Source organism: Sutcliffiella horikoshii, from assembly GCF_020524325.1.
Taxonomy (GTDB): domain Bacteria; phylum Bacillota; class Bacilli; order Bacillales; family Bacillaceae_I; genus Sutcliffiella_A; species Sutcliffiella_A horikoshii_D.
On record NZ_JAIVKY010000018.1, the window covers coordinates 12,471 to 31,213 of the forward strand.

16 protein-coding genes are annotated in these 18,743 nt (G+C 43.9%); 2 read left to right on the top strand and 14 right to left on the bottom strand.

Going from position 1 to position 18,743, the window contains the following annotated elements; genetic code table 11:
* Positions 1 to 137 precede the first annotated feature (137 nt).
* Both LC091_RS19870 and acpS read right to left on the bottom strand, forming a co-directional pair.
* Positions 138 to 1,160 (bottom strand): LolA family protein, encoded by a 1,023-nt coding sequence (locus tag LC091_RS19870; RefSeq protein WP_226683753.1) that lies wholly within the window; start codon positions 1,158 to 1,160, stop codon positions 138 to 140.
* Positions 1,161 to 1,323: 163 nt separating this feature from the next.
* Positions 1,324 to 1,689, bottom strand: a complete 366-nt coding sequence (gene acpS / locus LC091_RS19875; protein ID WP_226683770.1) for a holo-ACP synthase — start codon at positions 1,687 to 1,689, stop codon at positions 1,324 to 1,326.
* A gap of 117 nt (positions 1,690 to 1,806) precedes the next feature.
* On the opposite strand from acpS, the gene LC091_RS19880 reads away from it, so the two are divergent.
* The gene (locus tag LC091_RS19880; RefSeq protein WP_226683754.1) at positions 1,807 to 2,520 is read left to right on the top strand and encodes a rhomboid family intramembrane serine protease; all 714 of its coding nucleotides are present in this window, start codon (positions 1,807 to 1,809) and stop codon (positions 2,518 to 2,520) included.
* A gap of 30 nt (positions 2,521 to 2,550) precedes the next feature.
* On the opposite strand, the gene LC091_RS19885 is transcribed toward LC091_RS19880, so the two are convergent.
* The 12 genes from LC091_RS19885 to LC091_RS19940 all read right to left on the bottom strand — a co-directional run bounded on the left by LC091_RS19885 (position 2,551) and on the right by LC091_RS19940 (position 17,656).
* Positions 2,551 to 4,035 (bottom strand): PH domain-containing protein, encoded by a 1,485-nt coding sequence (locus LC091_RS19885; RefSeq protein WP_226683755.1) that lies wholly within the window; start codon positions 4,033 to 4,035, stop codon positions 2,551 to 2,553.
* Positions 4,025 to 4,504 (bottom strand): PH domain-containing protein, encoded by a 480-nt coding sequence (locus tag LC091_RS19890; RefSeq protein WP_226683756.1) that lies wholly within the window; start codon positions 4,502 to 4,504, stop codon positions 4,025 to 4,027. Before LC091_RS19890 ends, LC091_RS19885 begins: the two co-directional genes overlap by 11 nt.
* Before the next feature lie 73 nt (positions 4,505 to 4,577).
* A complete protein-coding gene (gene uvsE / locus LC091_RS19895) occupies positions 4,578 to 5,549 on the bottom strand; it encodes a UV DNA damage repair endonuclease UvsE (RefSeq protein ID WP_226683757.1) in 972 nt (323 codons plus the stop codon).
* A 359-nt stretch (positions 5,550 to 5,908) separates the two neighbouring features.
* The gene (locus LC091_RS19900; RefSeq protein ID WP_404819708.1) at positions 5,909 to 7,387 is read right to left on the bottom strand and encodes a DEAD/DEAH box helicase; all 1,479 of its coding nucleotides are present in this window, start codon (positions 7,385 to 7,387) and stop codon (positions 5,909 to 5,911) included.
* Positions 7,388 to 7,719: 332 nt separating this feature from the next.
* Positions 7,720 to 9,081 carry a UDP-N-acetylmuramoyl-tripeptide--D-alanyl-D-alanine ligase gene (locus LC091_RS19905; RefSeq protein ID WP_226683759.1) on the bottom strand — a complete coding sequence of 454 codons (1,362 nt, stop codon included), beginning with the start codon at positions 9,079 to 9,081 and terminating at the stop codon, positions 7,720 to 7,722.
* A 264-nt stretch (positions 9,082 to 9,345) separates the two neighbouring features.
* Positions 9,346 to 10,416, bottom strand: a complete 1,071-nt coding sequence (locus tag LC091_RS19910) for a D-alanine--D-alanine ligase (RefSeq protein WP_226683760.1) — start codon at positions 10,414 to 10,416, stop codon at positions 9,346 to 9,348.
* Between the two features lie 313 nt (positions 10,417 to 10,729).
* The gene (locus tag LC091_RS19915) at positions 10,730 to 12,934 is read right to left on the bottom strand and encodes a beta-propeller domain-containing protein (RefSeq protein WP_226683761.1); all 2,205 of its coding nucleotides are present in this window, start codon (positions 12,932 to 12,934) and stop codon (positions 10,730 to 10,732) included.
* A 135-nt stretch (positions 12,935 to 13,069) separates the two neighbouring features.
* Positions 13,070 to 13,696 carry an NAD(P)/FAD-dependent oxidoreductase gene (locus LC091_RS19920; RefSeq protein WP_226683762.1) on the bottom strand — a complete coding sequence of 209 codons (627 nt, stop codon included), beginning with the start codon at positions 13,694 to 13,696 and terminating at the stop codon, positions 13,070 to 13,072.
* Positions 13,697 to 13,711: 15 nt separating this feature from the next.
* Positions 13,712 to 14,575, bottom strand: a complete 864-nt coding sequence (locus LC091_RS19925) for a hypothetical protein (protein ID WP_226683763.1) — start codon at positions 14,573 to 14,575, stop codon at positions 13,712 to 13,714.
* Between the two features lie 12 nt (positions 14,576 to 14,587).
* A complete protein-coding gene (locus tag LC091_RS19930; RefSeq protein WP_226683764.1) occupies positions 14,588 to 17,008 on the bottom strand; it encodes a heavy metal translocating P-type ATPase in 2,421 nt (806 codons plus the stop codon).
* Between the two features lie 93 nt (positions 17,009 to 17,101).
* Positions 17,102 to 17,308: a copper chaperone CopZ gene (gene copZ, locus LC091_RS19935; RefSeq protein ID WP_226683765.1), complete on the bottom strand. Its 207-nt coding sequence runs from the start codon at positions 17,306 to 17,308 to the stop codon at positions 17,102 to 17,104.
* A 12-nt stretch (positions 17,309 to 17,320) separates the two neighbouring features.
* Entirely contained in the window at positions 17,321 to 17,656 is a 336-nt protein-coding gene (locus LC091_RS19940; RefSeq protein ID WP_226683766.1) for a metal-sensitive transcriptional regulator, read from the bottom strand.
* Between the two features lie 101 nt (positions 17,657 to 17,757).
* Here LC091_RS19940 and LC091_RS19945 point away from each other — a divergent pair, with 101 nt between their 5' ends.
* Positions 17,758 to 18,309, top strand: a complete 552-nt coding sequence (locus LC091_RS19945; RefSeq protein WP_226683767.1) for a TVP38/TMEM64 family protein — start codon at positions 17,758 to 17,760, stop codon at positions 18,307 to 18,309.
* The last annotated feature ends 434 nt before the right edge of the window (positions 18,310 to 18,743 follow it).

Below are 18,743 nucleotides of genomic sequence, written 5' to 3' on the forward strand. Positions count from 1 at the left end.
CCTATCATACCCAAAAAATCCCCGAAAGTCATGCGAAGAGGGACCCCTTCGACACGGAGAGCGAAAATCCTGTGGGGGTCTGACCCCTTTTCGCAAAAAAAATACAGGCCCGTCTGTAACGGGCCTGCTGGTTTGGTTTATTTGATGGCTGCGCCTTGGACGGAGCGGGCGACCATGAGTAGTTCTTCTTGGGTGAGGTCTTTGGATGCTAGGGTGAAGTCTACGCCTTGGTAGGTCCATGTTAGGCTGTTTTCTGTCATGGCACCGACTGTGAAGCCTAGGTCTGCTGGGTTACCATTGACAAGCTGAGATGTCGGAACTTCCGAATTACGGGCCTTTTCTTGGATTAATGTGAAGGTCTTTGTGCCTTCATATGTCATTACGACACGTTTTCCATTCGCGGTTTCCACGACCGTTTCTTCTTTAAGGTCCGTACCTGCAGGTGTATCTAACGGTGTCATAGCCGAGAACTCATCCGACTCTTCGGTAACAGGTCCAGATGCAGGCAGCTCTAAGCTTGCACGGGCACCAGTCATATTCTTTTTCACATCAAAAGCATCCGCATCAAAGCTTGCATTAAATTTGAAGTCAGAGAATTCCACTAACACCAACGGCTTTTTATCCGGATCCATCACCTTTACTGAAACTGGTGACAAGTCTTTTTTACTTAGTGTAATTTCCTGTGTTGGAAGAAGCTTATTATTTTGATAGTTTGTTTTCGTTTCAAATACATAATGTTCTTCTGTTGCGGTGAACGTTGCTTCTGGATCATTTTTGATGTCATTCACAAGCGATTCGAACAGGTAAGCTTGGCTGCTGTTTTGCGGCCATTCACTGTGGAAGCGGAAGCTCTTGTTCAGCGCTGGCGTTAAGACAAATACACCTTCGTCATTGCGGATAATGATCTGGCTTTGATCTTTTTCTGCATTTTTCAAATTCACTTTGTAATAGTTCGGTTTGTTATGCCCGATTTGCACCTCGTACACTTGTGGCTCCGCGCCAGTTTGAAGGGTCATTTTCGCATTCGATTCATACCCCTTCATCTCTTCTACTTTCGCACTCAGAGAAGCAGTTACATCTTCTTGAGATTTCGTACCGCACCCTGCGAGAACAAGGATACTCACAAGGCCAACCACTACCAATAGCCATGCTTTTCTCAAATTATTCATCCCCTTTGCCTTCATTACATGATTATCTTAGAGAAAAGTGAGAGTGCAGAGATACCGGACCAACCCTTCAAAAGCAGGTAGGCAGAACCTCTACTTGTACACCTTGTCTCCTTTCTGAACTATGTATATGAGCAAGTTTCGGGGATTATGCAGACTAGCTTGACAAGCTTTCGATAATTACTTGGGCGATGGCATAATGTTCACTGTGGGAAATGGACAAATGGACATGACTGTCTGCCATTTCAGGCTCGGAAAAGTACGGCTTCCCTTTCTCCGTTGACACAATAGTCATGTCCTGAAAACTCAATTCCTTCCCTATTCCGGTTCCTTTTGCTTTGGAAAAGGCCTCCTTTGCCGCAAAACGACCTGCAAGGAACTCGACTTTTCGTTTGTCATTTAGTGACAAGAACCTCTCTTTCTCTAACGAGGTGAGAATACGGTCCACAAAGTTTGGCTGGCGGTTCATCAATTTCTCAATGCGACCAAGCTCCACAATGTCTATTCCAGTTCCGGTAATCATACTTTGACCAACTTCTTTCATATAGTAATGATATATTTTCTGATTCTCCTAAAAAGACTTTTAGGTGTTAACATGATAATCTGAAAAGAGCTATTTAACGTAAAAGGAGTGAAGAGGATGTTCGTCCGAACGGAAAACTTTCGTACTTTTAGAAGATTATATCCTATTATTACCACAATTGTTGCCATCCACCTTATTCTTTGGCTGGTTGTACAATTTTCTCCTACCGTCCTTAATCTCACCATCGGATTTAACCTGTTTATATGGCAAGGAGAGTGGTGGCGGCTTGTTACCCCTATTTTCTTACACGCCAGTCTGACTCACTTCTTATTTAACTCCCTGTCGCTCGTCCTGTTCGGACCTGCCGTAGAGCGGATGCTAGGAAAAGTGAAATTTATTACCTTCTATTTGTTAGGTGGAATTATAGCCAACGTCGCTACCCTACTATTAAAACCTGACATATACAGTCATCTTGGTGCTTCAGGTGCCATCTTTGCGATTTTCGGTCTCTATTTTTATATGGTATTCTTGCGACCAGACTTATTGGATCGAGCCAATTCACAAGTCATCTTAACCATTTTGGGAATAGGACTTGTAATGACCTTCCTGAACTCCAATATCAACGTAATCGCACACTTATTCGGTTTCTTTGCCGGTACCGTGTTAGCGCCGTTCTTCCTCGGACGAGGGCCGGCCGCATCGCCTAGATCATTGCGAGCTATTTTTCCTAATATCGGTAGACCCAGCGCATCACGAGGTGGAAAACAAAATATTTTTTGGATCGTTTTAGGCGCATTAGTTCTGTTTGGCGTTCTTTCAAGGTTTATGTAAGTTTCAAAAATAAAAGCAAGGGTTGTCACTTCACATGACATCCTCTTGCTTTTTTTTATAGGAATACCACTCATATATCTGTTCGCCGTCAAGCTGCTCCACATCCACCACTTGAAAATTCTTGCCTCCAAGACCGGTTTTAACGGAAGCTTTGATCGTAAAAAGCTTTCTTTTCCCCTGAAAAAATGATTCCCTCAGCTCAAAAGACTGGATTCTTTTTTTCCGGACAAGGACAGTGTTTTTACTTAAATGACGATAAGACAGTTGAAGTTGCTCATTTTGTGTTGCCCATCCAGCAGTATGATATTGGCTGTAACCTAAGAGTCCGGCAACCACTACAGACAGAAAAGCTAAGTATCCATAGGGCTGAAAAAAGTAGGCAATTGGAATGGACAACAATGCCGCAGGGACCATTAAACGGATAAGATACCGAATCACCGACCTCTTTGGCAGACCGTGAACCTCTTGTGTAAGAAGGTACGAAGGGACGAACTCCTTCAAGTGCGCTTCCACTTCCGAAACTTTCAACAATGGAAAAAGGACCGTGGAAAAGTCTGACTCTTTCCCTCCTGAGCTCCCTGCGCTCTCTACATAAACGGTGGCAAATCCGAATGGTTGTCGTAGCAGGTTTTGTGAAATCCTAATCGCTTGTATTTTTTTCAGAGAAAGAGTCAATTGCCGTTTTTCGATGATTCCCCTGGAGATTAGCAGCTCATCATCTTGCTTGATAACGGTGAAATTACCGTATTTAAACATGGTCATTACGATAGAGATGAGCCATGACAAAAACAATACAACAAAAACGATGGAGGCAATCAAATACACACTTGTCTGCAAGACCATCCCAAAACGGTCGATGATATCCTCATATGGCACAAACTGATCAAATTGGGAAGTGAACGCGATAACTGCTGATAGCACAACTCCGATACCACCGGAAGTTGTTCCAACTATAAAAAGCGTCTTCCAAGATGCTTTATAGGTCGGCTGCTCTACAGGTTCCGTGCTTATTTCCTGCTGAACAGGCAGCTTTGGCCCATATACATCACCGATTTCGTCTTTATTTTTGTAATACAACAAAGCTTCTCTCAGCCTGCTTGCTTCTTCCTTTGTCACAGCCGTCAAACTCGCTTCCGCTTCTGTCCCGCCACCTGCTGTTTCAATTTGCACCTTCACGAGACCAAAGATTCGCTGGATAATCCCTTCCGAAGTATCCAAGGTCTGAACCCTTTCTTGCGGAATGAACCGGCGCTTTCTCACGAAAACACCGTATTCCATGCGTAGCTCCCCATCTTCTATCCAATAGTAAAATCGATACCAAGAGACCACACCGATTACGATTAACCCTGTAAACCACAAGACCATTACAGCTATGTAAATAATGCTGAAAAAACCTTCCCCTGAACTACTTCCAAAGAATACGAAAATAATAATCGGAAACAAAAGTTCACGCAGTTGTTTAAAAAAAGCTACAACGATGGCTGCAGGATGCATCCTCTTTTTTTCAGACATCATCTTCTGTCACCCTCGCAAGCCTTGATATGTAATCCCTGACTTGATCTGCCTGCTCTTCATCAAGAGCCGGTATTTCATGAATGGTTGCCGCGGTGGAAATCAGCACCGTGGAGAGGTGGAACTTTTTCAAAATCGGCCCCTGCCGTGTATCAACATGCTGCACCCGAACCATCGGCACCAAGGTTCTTTTTTTGATAAAAATGCCATGCTGCAAGTCAATTTCATGCTCATGTACTTCAAATCGCCAGCGTTTCCACTGCATCGATGGGAAAATAATGACGTTAAATAAAATAATCAGTACAACAAAAGCTCCCGCGATTAGCAATGCCCACCAAGGGAGATCGAATGAACGTTGTATAAACCAAAATCCCCCAAAAAGCAGGACATAAAAGATGGAATTCAGTGCGGCGGAGATCCTCCATACCGACAAAGCTTTTCTATCTATCATCTGTTTAGGCTCCGGCCTCATGTGCTCTCCCTCCAAAATACAATCTAATTGTCGCTTTTCCTAGTATACTATGGATGCCCTCTGTTGGAAAATTCTATTTAATCTTGAAGGAGGCGCCGTCGATTATTTCTATTTCAGCATAACTTTTTAACTCTTCCATCAGCTGAAAAAGTGCTTCATCTTTTTTCTTCGCCTCTATCATGCAATGGATTTCTGGTACACTTCCTTTGATGCCTTGGAGAAAATCCATGAACATTTTCGGATCCACATAATCGGCATGGGCACGGAAGTTCTTTTCGTCCCTTGGGCTTGAAATGTGCATCTTCACAGGCAGCGGCGAATGCTCCCAAGTCTGCACCACTCGTCCCCAATCTTTTTCCCACCCCTCTGCTTCCTCTTCAAAATGGGCAAGGTGATGATGGTAATCAAAAACGAGCGGCACATTTAATTTTTCACAAACATATAAAGCATCCCGCAAATGGAATGTCGTATCATCATTTTCAAGAATCAGCATCTCCTGGATAGGTTGCGGAACAAGCGCAAAGTTATGGATAAACTGCTCCAGCGCCAACTCCCTATCATCATATCCTCCACCAATATGGAGAACACAACGGTGCTGGGTCGGAACCCTCATCCCTTTTAAGAGAGAACGGTGCATACTTAGCGTCTTGATGGTCTGGTTGATGATTTCCTTTTTCTTAGAATTGAGCAACACAAAATGATCCGGGTGGAAGTCTACACGCATAGGGTTTTCTTCAATATAGTCACCGATTTCAGACAAGATTCCTTTCAGCGGACGCATGAATTTCCAGTCTTTGACCTCTTCATGGTTTGCGAGCGGAATCAGTTTCGAGCTGAACCGGAAAAAGCGAATATCATTTGCGACATTGTGTTTGAGTAGACGCAGGCAGTTTTCTAAGTTTTCGATGGAAATGCGTTCAAGTTTTTCGATTGCTGCTTCCCTGTCCTTGATTTTGCTGAACTGGGCAAAGGTCATCGTTTTGGACGGGGAAGCGTTGGTAAGCTGCATGCTCATGGCGACGTAGCCGAGTTTTACGATGGTCATGGCGGTGTGGGCCCTCCTTTTGGGTCGGATTTATTTAGAGGTAGTATGCCCAAGTGAGGGGAGATTTGTTCTTTTTGGGGGTGAGGTGGAACTTAAGGAGGTGGCGGGGGTGTAGATTAGGGGAACTGGAATTTATATGGGTTCTATAGGACATTTTTCCGGGATTGAATGGTTGTTCGGGCGTATAGAACTCTTCTATTTGACCTTTCAAACCAATTTCGTAGCTGTTCGGGCGTATAAAATCCTTTTATTTACAGTTCTCCACAATAACAGAGCACTCCTCACCCACAACAACAAAAAAGCCCGAAAACCAACCAGGTTTCAATACCAGTTAGTTCTCGGACATTCTCAAATGTTAATTATACTCGTTCTTTACGAGAAGAACGTTTGTAGCCTTGGCGCTTTGCGTTTGCGTCTCTTGAACCAGAACCGCCGCCTGGCTTGCCGCCGCCACGGTTGTCGGAGCGTTTGTTCCAGCCGCCTTTACGGTCGCCGCTTTTTCCGCCACCACGGTTACGGTCGCCGCCACGGCCACCACCGCCGCCGCCACGTCTTGAGTGCATTGGTGCTTCTTCAGTTAGACGGATTGGAGTTTCGTCCGGCTCTTTTGTGAACAATTTCAGAGCTGCAGATACAAGTGTTACTGCATCGTGCTCTTCTAATAGTTGTTCTGCTGCATTGCGGTAGAAACCAAGGTTTTTCGCTTCAACAGCTTGCGTTAATTTTTCCATGGACATTTTTTGTTGACCTTCTAGCGCTTCGTCTAGAGTTGGTGCTTTCATTTTGTCCATTTTACGTTTTGTTACACGTTCTACATGGTGCAAGTAGCTAACTTCACGAGGGCTAACGAATGTGATCGCCAATCCGCTCTTACCAGCACGACCTGTACGTCCAATACGGTGAACATAGCTTTCAGGGTCTTGCGGGATGTCGAAGTTGTAAACGTGTGTTACACCAGAGATGTCTAGTCCACGAGCTGCTACGTCTGTTGCAACAAGTACATCGATGGATCCTTCTTTAAACTTGCGAAGTACGCTCATACGTTTCGCTTGAGAAAGGTCACCGTGGATTCCTTCTGCAGAGTATCCGCGCACGTTCAATGCATCAGACAGCTCATCTACACGACGCTTTGTACGACCGAAGATGATTGCAAGCTCTGGAGATTGAATGTCAAGAAGACGAGTCAATGTGTCGAACTTCTTCTTTTCCGGAACTTCCACATAGTATTGTTGGATGTTAGAAACTGTTACTTCTTTCGCTTTTACCTTTACACTTACAGGCTCGCTCATGAAACGTTCAGCGATTGCACGGATAGGTGCAGGCATTGTAGCAGAGAAAAGTAATGTTTGTTTCTTTTCTGGTGTTTCAGCAAGGATTTTCTCGATATCCTCGATGAATCCCATGTTTAGCATTTCATCCGCTTCATCAAGAACAACCGTGTTCACATTTTGAAGACGAAGAGTCTTACGGTTGATATGGTCAAGTAAACGACCTGGAGTACCAACTACGATGTGAGGGTTCTTTTTCAATGAACGAATCTGTCTGCTGATGTCCTGGCCTCCGAATACGGAAAGAACACGAGCACGTTTATGGTAAGAAGCTTTATAAATTTCTTCAGCAACCTGGATAGCTAATTCACGAGTCGGTGCGATAACGATACCTTGGATAGAGTCGTTTGTCACATCTACATTTTCAAGCAATGGAAGACCGAATGCAATCGTTTTACCTGTACCTGTTTGAGCTTGACCGATAACGTCTTTACCAGTTAACGCAACAGGAATTGTTTCCGATTGGATAGGGGTAGCTTCTTCAAACCCCATTCTGTCGATAGACTTCATTATATCTTCTGATAAACCTAATTCTTTAAATAACGCCAAATTATTCCTACTCCTTTATCTATACAAATTAATAAATTAGGCACGCGTCAGAGCGCTTGCCTAATCTTTATAAGTAGACATTATTAAACACATTACCTGTTATCATAACACTTCGGTCACTAAATAGCAATAAAGGTTAATGCCAACTTATAGGAGGTTACGCTTTCAATCGCGCTCCTCTGCCGAATAAATCGGCAAAATATTTTTCTTTCCGGACCAATTTGAGCAATTGCAGAACGCTTACTATTAATTTTCTCTTTTTAAGAACTTTGTATTCCATTGAAAATAAAGAATTACTTAATTGCTTCAATAACTTCTTCTAGCTTCATGCCACGTGATCCTTTAACCATCACCATATCACCGGACTCTAAAAGCGGCAGCAGTTCGCGCGTTAATTCTTGTTTGTTCATGAACGGTTTAACATGTGAAGGTTCCATTACCTCCTGGGCACCTTTGGCAATCTCCATGGCGAGGGCACCGAATGTGAAGACATAATCTACATTTTTACCTTTTACATATTGGCCAATCTCATGGTGAAAAGTCTTTTCCATGTCACCAAGTTCAAGCATATCACCAAGCACGGCAATCTTTTTCCCATACCCGTCCAGGCTTCCCAATAAATCCAATGCAGCTCTCATAGAGGTAGGACTCGCGTTGTAGGCATCGTTGATTACCGTCCATCCGCCGGAAGTTTCCACCACTTCATTTCTCATTCCCGTGATGACAAGTTGCTCCAAGCCTTTTTTGCGATTTTCCTCAGACACACCGAAAAGCTCTCCGACGATGATGGCAGCAAGGGCATTTGTCACATTGTGGGCACCAAGTACCGGGATGAAGTACTCTGTTTCTTCTATTATAAAATGGGTGCCTCTCCCTTTTAACGTAATGTCTTTTGCTTGGTAGTCATTGTTAGCCTTTAAACCGAATGGGATAACGTTGCTGTTCCCACCCACTCTGTCAGTTAAAAGCGGCTCATCTCCATTGATGATCAGCTTGCCATCTTGCTTAAGGCCGGCCGCAATTTCAAGTTTCGCTTCTGCGATCCCTTCACGTGAACCAAGGTCTTGCATATGGGACTCTCCGATATTTGTGATAACGGCAGCATCTGGCTTGGCTATGTTAGATAGCAAATCGATTTCCCCTCGACCGCTCATCCCCATTTCCAACACTGCGACTTCCGTATCCTCTTTCATAGAAAGGATTGTTAACGGCAAGCCAATATGGTTGTTGTAGTTTCCAGCTGTCTTATGCACACGGTAGGTTGTTTCTAAAACAGAAGTGACCATATCTTTGGTTGTTGTTTTTCCGTTACTTCCAGTAATACCGACAACCTTCATACCAATTTCATTTCGATAACTGCTTGCAAGATGCTGCAATGCTTCAATGGTGTCGTCCACAATTATCAGGTTGAGGTCTGCTGGCGGCTCAGATTGGTCCTTTTGCCAGAAGGAAGCAACTGCCCCTTTTTTCTCGATTGCGTCGCGGACAAATGCATGGCCGTTAAAATTTTCCCCAATAATCGGTATGTACAATTTCCCGCTCATGTCTTCTCGTGTGTCTTTTGAAACACCTTCTATTACGATATCGCTGTAATCTGAAGAGATTGGCTGGCCTTGTGCCATTTCTTGGATTTGTTTTAGTGTTCTTTTAATCATTGTGGGTCCCTCCTATTCTTTTTACACAGAGAAGGGGCTGACATCACTTGTTTAACCTCTTCTCGTGATGACCCAACCCCTGCCTGTTTAACTGCATATTGTGTGTATGGTTTAACTTCCTGTATATTTCCGCTCCAGGTGTTCGCTTTCCGCGGGACGGTGCTTGAGCCTCCTCGGCTTCGCCTGCGGGGTCTCAACCTACCGTTACTCCCCCGCTGGAGTCTCACACCTTGCACTCCAATCTACAGGAAATATTCTTATCTATTAGAATGTATGCTTAATTTTTTGTTTTTCTTCGTGGCGTTGTTGTGCGTATCCTACTAGTTTTTCGATTAGTTCTGGGTAGGATACATCTGTATGCTGCCATAATAATGGGAACATGCTGAATGGGGTGAAACCTGGCATCGTGTTGACTTCGTTGATGTACAGTTTACCCTCTTTTGTTAAAAAGAAGTCTGCGCGCACAAGCCCTGCGCCATCAATTGCTTTAAAAGCAGTAATTGCCATTTCTCTTACTTGTTCATAGATGTCATCACTGATTTCTGCAGGAATGATCATAGCCGTATCGCCATCTTCGTACTTTGCTTTGTAGTCATAAAACTCTGTTTTAGGAGCGATTTCTCCAACCACAGAACATTCTGGCTCATCGTTACCAAGTACGCCAATTTCGATTTCACGAGCACCTTCCAAGCCTTGTTCCACGATAATTTTGCGGTCATAATCAAACGCTTCGCGGAAAGCTGCTTCTAGTTCTTCACGGTTTTTCGCTTTGCTGATCCCAACACTTGAACCTAGATTCGCAGGCTTAACAAAGCATGGATATCCAAGCTCAGATTCTACTTTTTCATATGTCGCATCGGCAGCCTTTTCCCACTCAGAACGAAGGAAGTGTGCATAGCCCACTTGTGGCAATCCTGCTTGGTCGAAAAGGTTTTTCATGATAACTTTATCCATCCCAGCAGATGACGCTAACACACCGTTTCCTACATAAGGAAGGTTTAGAAGTTCGAGCATTCCTTGAACGGTTCCATCTTCCCCGTTCGGACCATGTAATAGAGGGAACACGACAGTTGGTGTTTCTTCCCTTTCTTCTTCGTTCGTCAATGCAAGAGGTGCGATGGTTGTGCCGCCCTCTTCCAGCTTTAATTGGTGAACGCTTTCTGCCGGCCCATTCAACAAGCCACCGCGTTTCCATTCTCCTGATTCCGTTATGTATAACGGATATACTTCGAATTTATCTGTATCTAAAGCCTTTGTCACAGCCAATGCTGTTTGTAAGGAAACTTGGTGTTCCGCTGATTTCCCGCCGTATAATAAATGCAATTTTGTTTTCATATTGCTTCCCCCTCAAAGAGATGATCTATTTTATATTTTTAATTTAAATGTCCTTACTTCAATTATTTCATTATAGCACCTACATACAAGAATTCGAAACTGCTTCGTCCATTTAAGTAGGTGGAAAAGATAAAATCTTTTTCCTTAATATATGAATGTCATTCCACTGGGGTGTAAAGTGCAAACCTAAAAGCCTAGATTATTTTCGACAAGGTTCTTTTCCTAGGAAATAAAATGCCGACGATTCTTGTCATTATTTCCTGTTTTTTCGTAAAAAAAGAGAGCGGGGGTGATCCGCTCTCTTGTAGCTAACCTACCATGTAATTTTAGTCGCCTTTACTTCTTTTGGTGTAACGGTGTAAAGGTGATCATCGATATAGAGAATACGTTGGACCATGTTCTCCCAGTCTTCGTATAGCGTGTTTTCTTGCTGATGGGTTATTTTAGTGTGCAAGGTGAATCCTTTTTCCGGGTTGATTCCATATACCATCGCCCCTTCAAAATCGAGGCGGTAGCTGTCATCCTTTTGGTTTTCGTTATACTTGATGATTGGAAACGCGAAAATATCTTTATCCTTATTAAAAAGAAGTGCTTTATGATCGTAATTTAAGGGCGAATGGGTAGATTGGCCGCCAATAACCTCTGTATGTTTCTCCAAAGGGTTAGTCGGGTCACTCACATCAAACAAGGAAATTTTCACTCCGTTTGTCACTACCCTTGTTCCCCATTGGTCTTTTTCCAACTTCGTATCATAGCCAAAACCAATCAGGTGATTTTCATCATACGGGTGCAGGTAATTACTGAAGCCAGGTATTTTTAATTCACCAAGTACTTTCGGTTCGTTGGGATTACTCAAATCAAAGACGAAGAGCGGATCTACTTCCTTAAACGTCACCACATACGCTTTATCCTGCATGAAGCGAACAGAATAGATGCGCTCGCCCCTTGCCAAATCCTCCACACTGCTGACGACATTCATTCCTCCATCTAAAATAAAGAGGTGGTTGCTTGACGGGGAACTTTCATCCCATGCCTGCCCTTTTGTTGCCGCCACTCGGAAATGCCCTTTATATTCATCCATGGAAAATTGGTTTAAAAGGTGACCCGGGATTGCTCCATTTGCCCGGAATTCGACAGTCATGCCATCAACGGCAAACTTATAAACTTCCGTACTTTCATTATTTGCCCAGTTAGGCCCATACCCATAGTTCGGCACCGCAACATATAGGTTTTCTTTTGACATATAGATCTGATTTCCGCTGCCGACATAGGTTGTAATGGACGCATCATCTTGAGGTTGATTCAAATCGATGGTGGCTATCGTCATAAAATTATCTTCTGTGGAATCAGGGAAATAACGAATATCCTCAAAAGGGACACCTTTTAATTCTCCTTCTTCCTCACCTTGTGTATCGGATACTCGCGGTCTTAAATCTGCCTCAGGGTGCTCTTCAAGCATCCAAAAATCTGCGTACTTATTAGTAATCAAATAAACATGGTTATCAATCTTCCTGCTGGAAACATAACCCCCTTCTACGGTGACTGTTTTTTGGACAGTTGGGTTAGATCGGTCCGTAATATCATAAATGATGGCCTTCGTTGCCTCATGCATCGGCATGATCATATCGCCTTCACTACTTTTACTTTCGCCATAGCCGCCATACATCATTTTTTCATCCCAATAATGACCGATGACCACTAACTGATTGTCATCCAAAAACAGCTGATGGGGATTAAAGTCTTTATATCGGAGCTCTGTCAGGACAGTCATTTCTTCCACAGGTTCTGCCTTGGTAATCTTCAACTTTTGGTCAGTTACTTGATAGATAAAATCGCCATCTGTTTTTACGATGTCTGCTTCATCCACTCCTTGAACCTGGACGTTTGTTTCGGAATGTCCATCTGGACTGCCACTGCCACTAGATTCTTCTTCCGCTGCCATATCGGCATTTGCAGCGCCATCGCTATCGTCAGAGCTTGATGTTGATTCCTCTCCACTCCTCCCAAAACTAAAAAACTGTTTACTTTCTTCCCGCTCTTGTTTCATTTGTTCGATACGTGCGGCAAACAATGAATTGAGCTCTTTGTTGGAGGAAACCGTCGGCAATTGTTTCATAGCCGTGAATTTAATTTTCTTTTGTTTTCCGAGCGTTTTGCCGTCCACCGATTCAATATCCCCGCTGATATGAAGCTCATAAGGTCCTTTGTTTGGGTCATAGCCGCCTTCTGGAGGAGAAACTGTGACGAAGTCTTTTGAAACATCAAGATTTGCATCTACCCTGTTTCCGTCCTTGTCCGTCACATAAATGGAATCATTTTCTTTGATGCTTTCCTGCTTAAACTCTTTGGTAAAAGTCAGCAACCATTTTTTATCTGACAGTACGGTTTGCGTGTCTTTTGTAGAGTAAGGATTGCCGGTGCCATTGACTGCAAAAGGTTCTCTCGATTGATAGATGAATGCGAATATGATGGCCAAGCTTACTATAATAGAAGAAAAGATAATTACCTTTTTTTTCATGCAATTGCCCCCTTTTATACCGTTAGACGAGGGGGATGTTAAAAAGTTACATTGTAGGGAGGAAATAAAAACACAAAAGCCAGCGGACTATCAAACTCATCCGCTGGCTCCCCGAGTATCCATATCACCAAACCTCTATGCCATTATCTTATCCTTCAGCTCATCCAGCCCGTAACGCCCGACAAACTTGGCAAACTGCTCACGTTTCTTGCCTTCTGCTGCATATAAATCAATCAACCTATCGATCATTACATACAGCGCGTCTTCCTCCAAGCCGCCTGCAAACAATACTCCTGTTCTGGCATCGAGGCCCTTTGCTTTGCCGCCGACATAGAGGTCAAATCGTTCACCGTGTTGTTTGATTACGCCAATATCATTAACTAACGGCTCGCCACAGCCGACCGGACATCCCGTATAGGCAGGCTTTAACGTGAAAGGAACGGGTCTTCCGGCAATACGGCGGTTGATTTCTTTTGCCACAGGCATCCCTTCCTCCAGCTCTCCTTTACAGAAGTTGCAGGTGCGAAGGCTTTTGACATAATTGCCTACCGGGTAGCAGCTCAGACCGACGCTTGCAAAGTCGGCCCTTGCTTCTTCCAATTTGCTCTCCGCAACGTCCACATACAATTGTTGAAAGGTGGTGACTTCTAACTCCTGGTCGTCTCCCATATAGCGCGCTAACATTAATAGCTGTTTGCCATTCAACTTGGCGCCAAAATCTATTCCTCCGTTGACCGCGAGCTTAATTAGTTTTTCTCCCATTGTTACAAATCCCCTTTATTCTGTGATTTCCAACACATAAGGGAAGGCATAAACTTTCCCGTCCAGTTTGAATTCTGCCCATAGTTTATACATGCCAGGCTTGCTAAAGTGGGCCTCAAACACAGGTTCTTCTCCTTCGCGCGGGTGTACGTGGATAAACTCCTCTAACCCTTCATCCACTACAACCACATGGCCTAAGGCACCAAGATAATCTTCAGGCTCTGCTCCTTCAATCTCAAAAGAAAGGACCACGTTTTCTTTTACGGAAAAATTGTTCACATCAAGTGTTACAGAATAGCCCTCTTGTTCCTTCGTCCATTGTGTTTCTGGCTCTAAATGAACATGAGCATCCTCATGACTGTCATGTTCCCCTACCATTACTGGGTGGGCTTCATTTACATACTCCAGTTCACTCGGCTTGATATCTACAAACGCTTGATACATGCCTTCTTCCAGATCCGCATGTGCAGTGAAAACACCTTCAGATACCTTTTCTGGATGTAAATGTTGAAACTGTTCAAGGTCTTCACTGATTACAATTAGATGCATCAATTTTTCATGATTCACTTCAAGGCTATCCATTGGGTTACCATCAAGGTCTGTCAAGGTAATGGTCATTTCTTCACCATCTAACTTAACGTCTGCTTGAACTTCACTAGTGGACTCGCCTTCGTGGTCTTCGTGCCCACCTTCATGTCCTTCTTCTTCATGCTCACCATGTTCCTCTTCCTCACCGTGCGCCTCTTCACCTTGATGTTCCTCATGACTGCCTTCATCACCTTGAGATACATCTTCCCCTGCATAAAACGAATATGCCGTGTAGCCTCCAACCACCAACAACAGATAAACAAGCGCAGATCCAATCCATTTTTTCATCATGTTCCCACCTTATTAAAGTTTCACTTTTTGCAATCTGAGTGCATTCAGTACAACGGATACAGAACTGAATGCCATCGCAGCGCCTGCCACCCATGGCGCCAAGAATCCTAAAGCCGCAATTGGAATTCCCATGGAGTTATAAGCAAATGCCCAGAATAGATTTTGTTTGATGTTGGTAATGGTCTTTTTACTCATGATGATGGCATCAGCAATGCTGTTCAGGTCACCGCGCATTAATGTGATGTCAGCTGCTTCCATCGCAACATCAGTTCCGGTTCCGATTGCCATCCCAATATCCGCTGTTACCAATGCTGGGGCGTCATTGATTCCATCGCCGACCATTGCCACTTTCTTGCCTTGCTTTTGAAGCTTCGCTACTTCTTCCGCTTTTTGTTCTGGAAGTACTTCAGCAATGACTTGATCAATACCAGCATGTTGGGCAATCGCTTTTGCGGTGCGTTCGTTATCACCTGTCATCATGACTACTTCGAGACCCATATCTTTCAATCGTTTAACCGCTTGTTTGGACGTATCTTTGATAGTATCTGCTACAGTAATAATGCCTTTGTACTCTCCGTTCACCGCGATAAGCATCGCCGTTTTACCATTCGTCTCAAGCTCACGAACCATATCTTCTGCATGCTCGACAGCTACATGGTGCTTGTTCATTAATTTACGCGTACCAACCACTACTGTGTTTTCCCCTACGACCGCTTCGATACCGTAGCCGGGTATTGCTTCAAAAGAATTCACAGAGTCAAACTCGATACCTTTTGCTTGGATGCCTTCCACAATCGCTTGTGCTAATGGATGTTCGGATTGTTTCTCGGCTGCTCCCACCATTGCAAGGATTGCCGCTTCATCTTCCCCAGCTTCAAGCTTTACATCGGTTAGCACAGGCGCACCATTCGTTACCGTCCCTGTTTTATCCAAAACAACGGTGGTGATTCTGTGCGTTTGCTCTAAATGCTCGCCGCCTTTAAAAAGAATGCCAAGTTCTGCTGCACGGCCAGATCCCGCCATGATGGATGTTGGCGTTGCAAGGCCAAGTGCACATGGGCAAGCAATGACGAGAACCGCAATCAAGTTCACCAGTGCTTGCGCAAAGTTTCCTGGGTCGACGATAAAATACCAAACCAAGAAAGTCAGTACTGCGATTCCAACTACGATAGGAACAAAGATGCCGGAAATTTTATCTGCAAGGCGTTGAATTGGTGCTTTAGAGCCCTGAGCCTGCTCTACAATTCGAATAATTTGAGCAAGAGCCGTTTCTTTGCCTACTTTTGTTGCTTTCATTTTCAAGAAGCCGTTCTTATTTATAGTAGAACCATAGACAGAGTCTCCTGATCTTTTGTCGACAGGAATGCTTTCTCCTGTTAGCATGGACTCATCTACCGCTGATTGCCCTTCCACAATTTCACCATCAACAGGTACTTTTTCCCCCGGTTTAACAGAAACGATATCTCCTACCAGGACCTCATTCAATGGGATTTCCATTTCTTTTCCATCTCGTAAAACAAGGGCCGTTTTTGCCTGAAGTCCCATTAATTTTTTGATTGCTTCGGAAGAGCGCCCTTTCGCTCTCACTTCAAAAAGCTTTCCTAAAATAATGAGGGTGATAATGACTGCACTAGCTTCAAAATAAAGCTCGACCATATGGGCTCCTGAACCGATGGATTCAATCGATAAATACAAGCTGTACACATACGCTGCAGTCGTTCCGAGTGCCACCAGTACATCCATATTCGCACTTTTATTCTTCAGCGCTTTATATGCACCAGTGTAGAATTGCCAGCCAATGAAAAATTGAACAGGGGTCGCAAGTGCAAGCTGCACCCATGGATTCATCAGCATATCAGGTAAATAAATAAATGAGGTGAAGGAAAAGTGACTCACCATGGCCCATAGCAATGGGAGTGTCAGGATTAATGAGAAAACAAATTTTCCTTGTTGCTTTTCTAATTCCTTTTGACGGAAGTTCTCAGCACTTTCACTTTTCTCTACTTTTTCCGTAGCACCGTATCCTGCTTTTTCGATGCGGGCAATGATATCAGACGGCTTTAGCTTGGATGGGTTGTATTCCACCGTTCCGCTTTCTAATGCAAGATTCACGTTGGCTGAATTTACCCCCTCCATTTTCCCGAGCACCTTTTCAATTCGGCTAGAACAAGCCGCACATGTCATGCCGGTAATAAGAAATTCTGCTTTTTCTTTCACCACATCATAGCCAAGATCCTGAATCTTTTTCTCTATTTCTTTTTCAGATACTTGTTCAGGGTCATAGGTGACAGATGCATTTTCAAGGGCTAAGTTTACATTGGCCGTATCCACTCCAGCCAGTTTGTTCAGTCCTCTTTCCACCCTTGTGGAACATGCCGCACATGTCATGCCTGTTATCTGCATTCTCGTTTCTTTTTTCTTTTGATCACTCATCTTGCTGACCTCCTTTATACCTATAGGGGGTATATTATTATCTAAATAAAACGTGCTGTTCCCGGAAGAAAAGCACGTATCTGACCAGATGGATTATGCTACTTCATAACCTTCTTCGTCGATTGTTTCCTTAATTTTATCTACTGTTACTTGCTCGCTTTTGTATTCTACTGCAACAGTTCCAGATGAAAGATCCACTTTAACCGAATTCACACCTTCAAGTTCCCCAACGCTTCCTTCCACCGCTTTTACACAATGACCGCAACTCATACCATTTACTTTTAATGTTACTTGTTCCATTATAATCTCCCCTTATTTCATCAGTCTTTTAACTGTTACTAACAACTCATCTATCACTTCTGTATCGCCATCTTGAATTCTTTCTACGATACAGGATTTCATATGTCCCTCTAAAAGCATTTTGCCAAGGCCATTTAGAGCAGACTGTACTGCCGAGATTTGAGTGAGCACATCATCACAATAGGTGTCCTCTTCAACCAGCCGTTTCACTCCACGAACCTGACCTTCGATACGGTTCAAGCGTGAGATTAACGCCTTCTTTTGTTCTTCAGAATGGTGACTTTTACGCTCACCTTTATCTGTATGGCAACACTCTTCATGTACTGTTTCAACTGGAAGGTTTTCCATCGTTCTTGACCTCCTATCCCATATAAAGTAACATACCCCTATACGGTATGTAAAGAGATTGAATTTATAATTTTAAAATAATTTCAGAAGAGGTACATTACATGTGGAAAAATCAAGTATTAGAATGGTTTGCAGCAGTTGGGCCGTTTGCCATCCTACTTAGTATTTTAATCAATACCATCATAAGCATACTCGCTTTTATGCCAAGCGTTTTCCTTACAGCTGCCAATCTGGCATTCTTCGGCTTTTGGTGGGGAACGCTCATTTCATTTTTAGGGGAGTCGATTGGAGCAGTCGTAAGCTTCTGGTTGTACCGAAAAGGCATAAAGAAATTTGCCCCTGATGCGTTGATGAAAAATAAGTGGCTCGTCAGATTACAGGAGACTGGTGGCAGGGAAGCATTTTTGTTAGTTCTCGCTTTACGATTATTCCCATTTGCGCCATCTGGACTTGTGACGCTCGCTGGGGCAACTAGCCGGATTAGCTTGGTCGGGTTTGCTGTCGCCAGCACGGTCGGGAAGATTCCTGCTTTGATGTTAGAAGCTTTTTCTGTTTATCAGGTACTGCAGTGGAATACTGCCGGGAAGGTCATCTTGGCTTTGGTTGCGGTTGGAGTTGTCGTGATAGTATTACGCGGGCGTTTGCAGAAGTAGCAGCGAAAGGCAAAGGAATTGAAATTGGTTAATCGGCGCTGTTCCTTTCCGCAAATGGCTTCGCTTTCCGCGGGACGGTGCTTGAGCCTCCTCGCTGCGCTGTGGGGTCTCAAGCTACCGTTACTCCCCCGCTGGAGTCTTCGCCATTTGCTCCAATCCACTGCTAGAAACCAAGTTGAACAAGCGTTATTAGTACTTCAGTATCCTGGATTAGATAGCTTTTTTGACTATGGTGAATGAAGTCACCCAGTTGATTGGAGTGGAAGGCGCGCAGACGCCCGCGGGAGGAAGGGACAGGTGAGACCCCGGAGGCGCAGCCGAGTTATCATGAACGAAACTAGCTCCTTACTCGTAAAATCGTAGGTTAATTTGGTTAGAATGTTTACTGAAAAAAACAAACCAAATCAGAGCTACATTACGGAAGGAGCTAGTTA

What these genes read in the sequence shown, in the direction of transcription:
- LC091_RS19900 (WP_404819708.1), bottom strand. Translation starts at nt 7,387, where the DNA reads ATGAAGTCTATCGACAGAATGGGGTTTGAAGAAGCTACCCCTATCCAA.
- copZ (WP_226683765.1), bottom strand. Translation starts at nt 17,308, where the DNA reads ATGGAACAAGTAACATTAAAAGTAAATGGTATGAGTTGCGGTCATTGT.
- LC091_RS19940 (WP_226683766.1), bottom strand. Translation starts at nt 17,656, where the DNA reads ATGGAAAACCTTCCAGTTGAAACAGTACATGAAGAGTGTTGCCATACA.
- LC091_RS19915 (WP_226683761.1), bottom strand. Translation starts at nt 12,934, where the DNA reads ATGAAAAAAAAGGTAATTATCTTTTCTTCTATTATAGTAAGCTTGGCC.
- LC091_RS19920 (WP_226683762.1), bottom strand. Translation starts at nt 13,696, where the DNA reads ATGGGAGAAAAACTAATTAAGCTCGCGGTCAACGGAGGAATAGATTTT.
- LC091_RS19890 (WP_226683756.1), bottom strand. Translation starts at nt 4,504, where the DNA reads ATGAGGCCGGAGCCTAAACAGATGATAGATAGAAAAGCTTTGTCGGTA.
- acpS (WP_226683770.1), bottom strand. Translation starts at nt 1,689, where the DNA reads ATGATTACCGGAACTGGAATAGACATTGTGGAGCTTGGTCGCATTGAG.
- LC091_RS19885 (WP_226683755.1), bottom strand. Translation starts at nt 4,035, where the DNA reads ATGATGTCTGAAAAAAAGAGGATGCATCCTGCAGCCATCGTTGTAGCT.
- LC091_RS19910 (WP_226683760.1), bottom strand. Translation starts at nt 10,416, where the DNA reads ATGAAAACAAAATTGCATTTATTATACGGCGGGAAATCAGCGGAACAC.
- LC091_RS19880 (WP_226683754.1), top strand. Translation starts at nt 1,807, where the DNA reads ATGTTCGTCCGAACGGAAAACTTTCGTACTTTTAGAAGATTATATCCT.
- LC091_RS19930 (WP_226683764.1), bottom strand. Translation starts at nt 17,008, where the DNA reads ATGAGTGATCAAAAGAAAAAAGAAACGAGAATGCAGATAACAGGCATG.
- uvsE (WP_226683757.1), bottom strand. Translation starts at nt 5,549, where the DNA reads ATGACCATCGTAAAACTCGGCTACGTCGCCATGAGCATGCAGCTTACC.
- LC091_RS19945 (WP_226683767.1), top strand. Translation starts at nt 17,758, where the DNA reads ATGTGGAAAAATCAAGTATTAGAATGGTTTGCAGCAGTTGGGCCGTTT.
- LC091_RS19925 (WP_226683763.1), bottom strand. Translation starts at nt 14,575, where the DNA reads ATGATGAAAAAATGGATTGGATCTGCGCTTGTTTATCTGTTGTTGGTG.
- LC091_RS19905 (WP_226683759.1), bottom strand. Translation starts at nt 9,081, where the DNA reads ATGATTAAAAGAACACTAAAACAAATCCAAGAAATGGCACAAGGCCAG.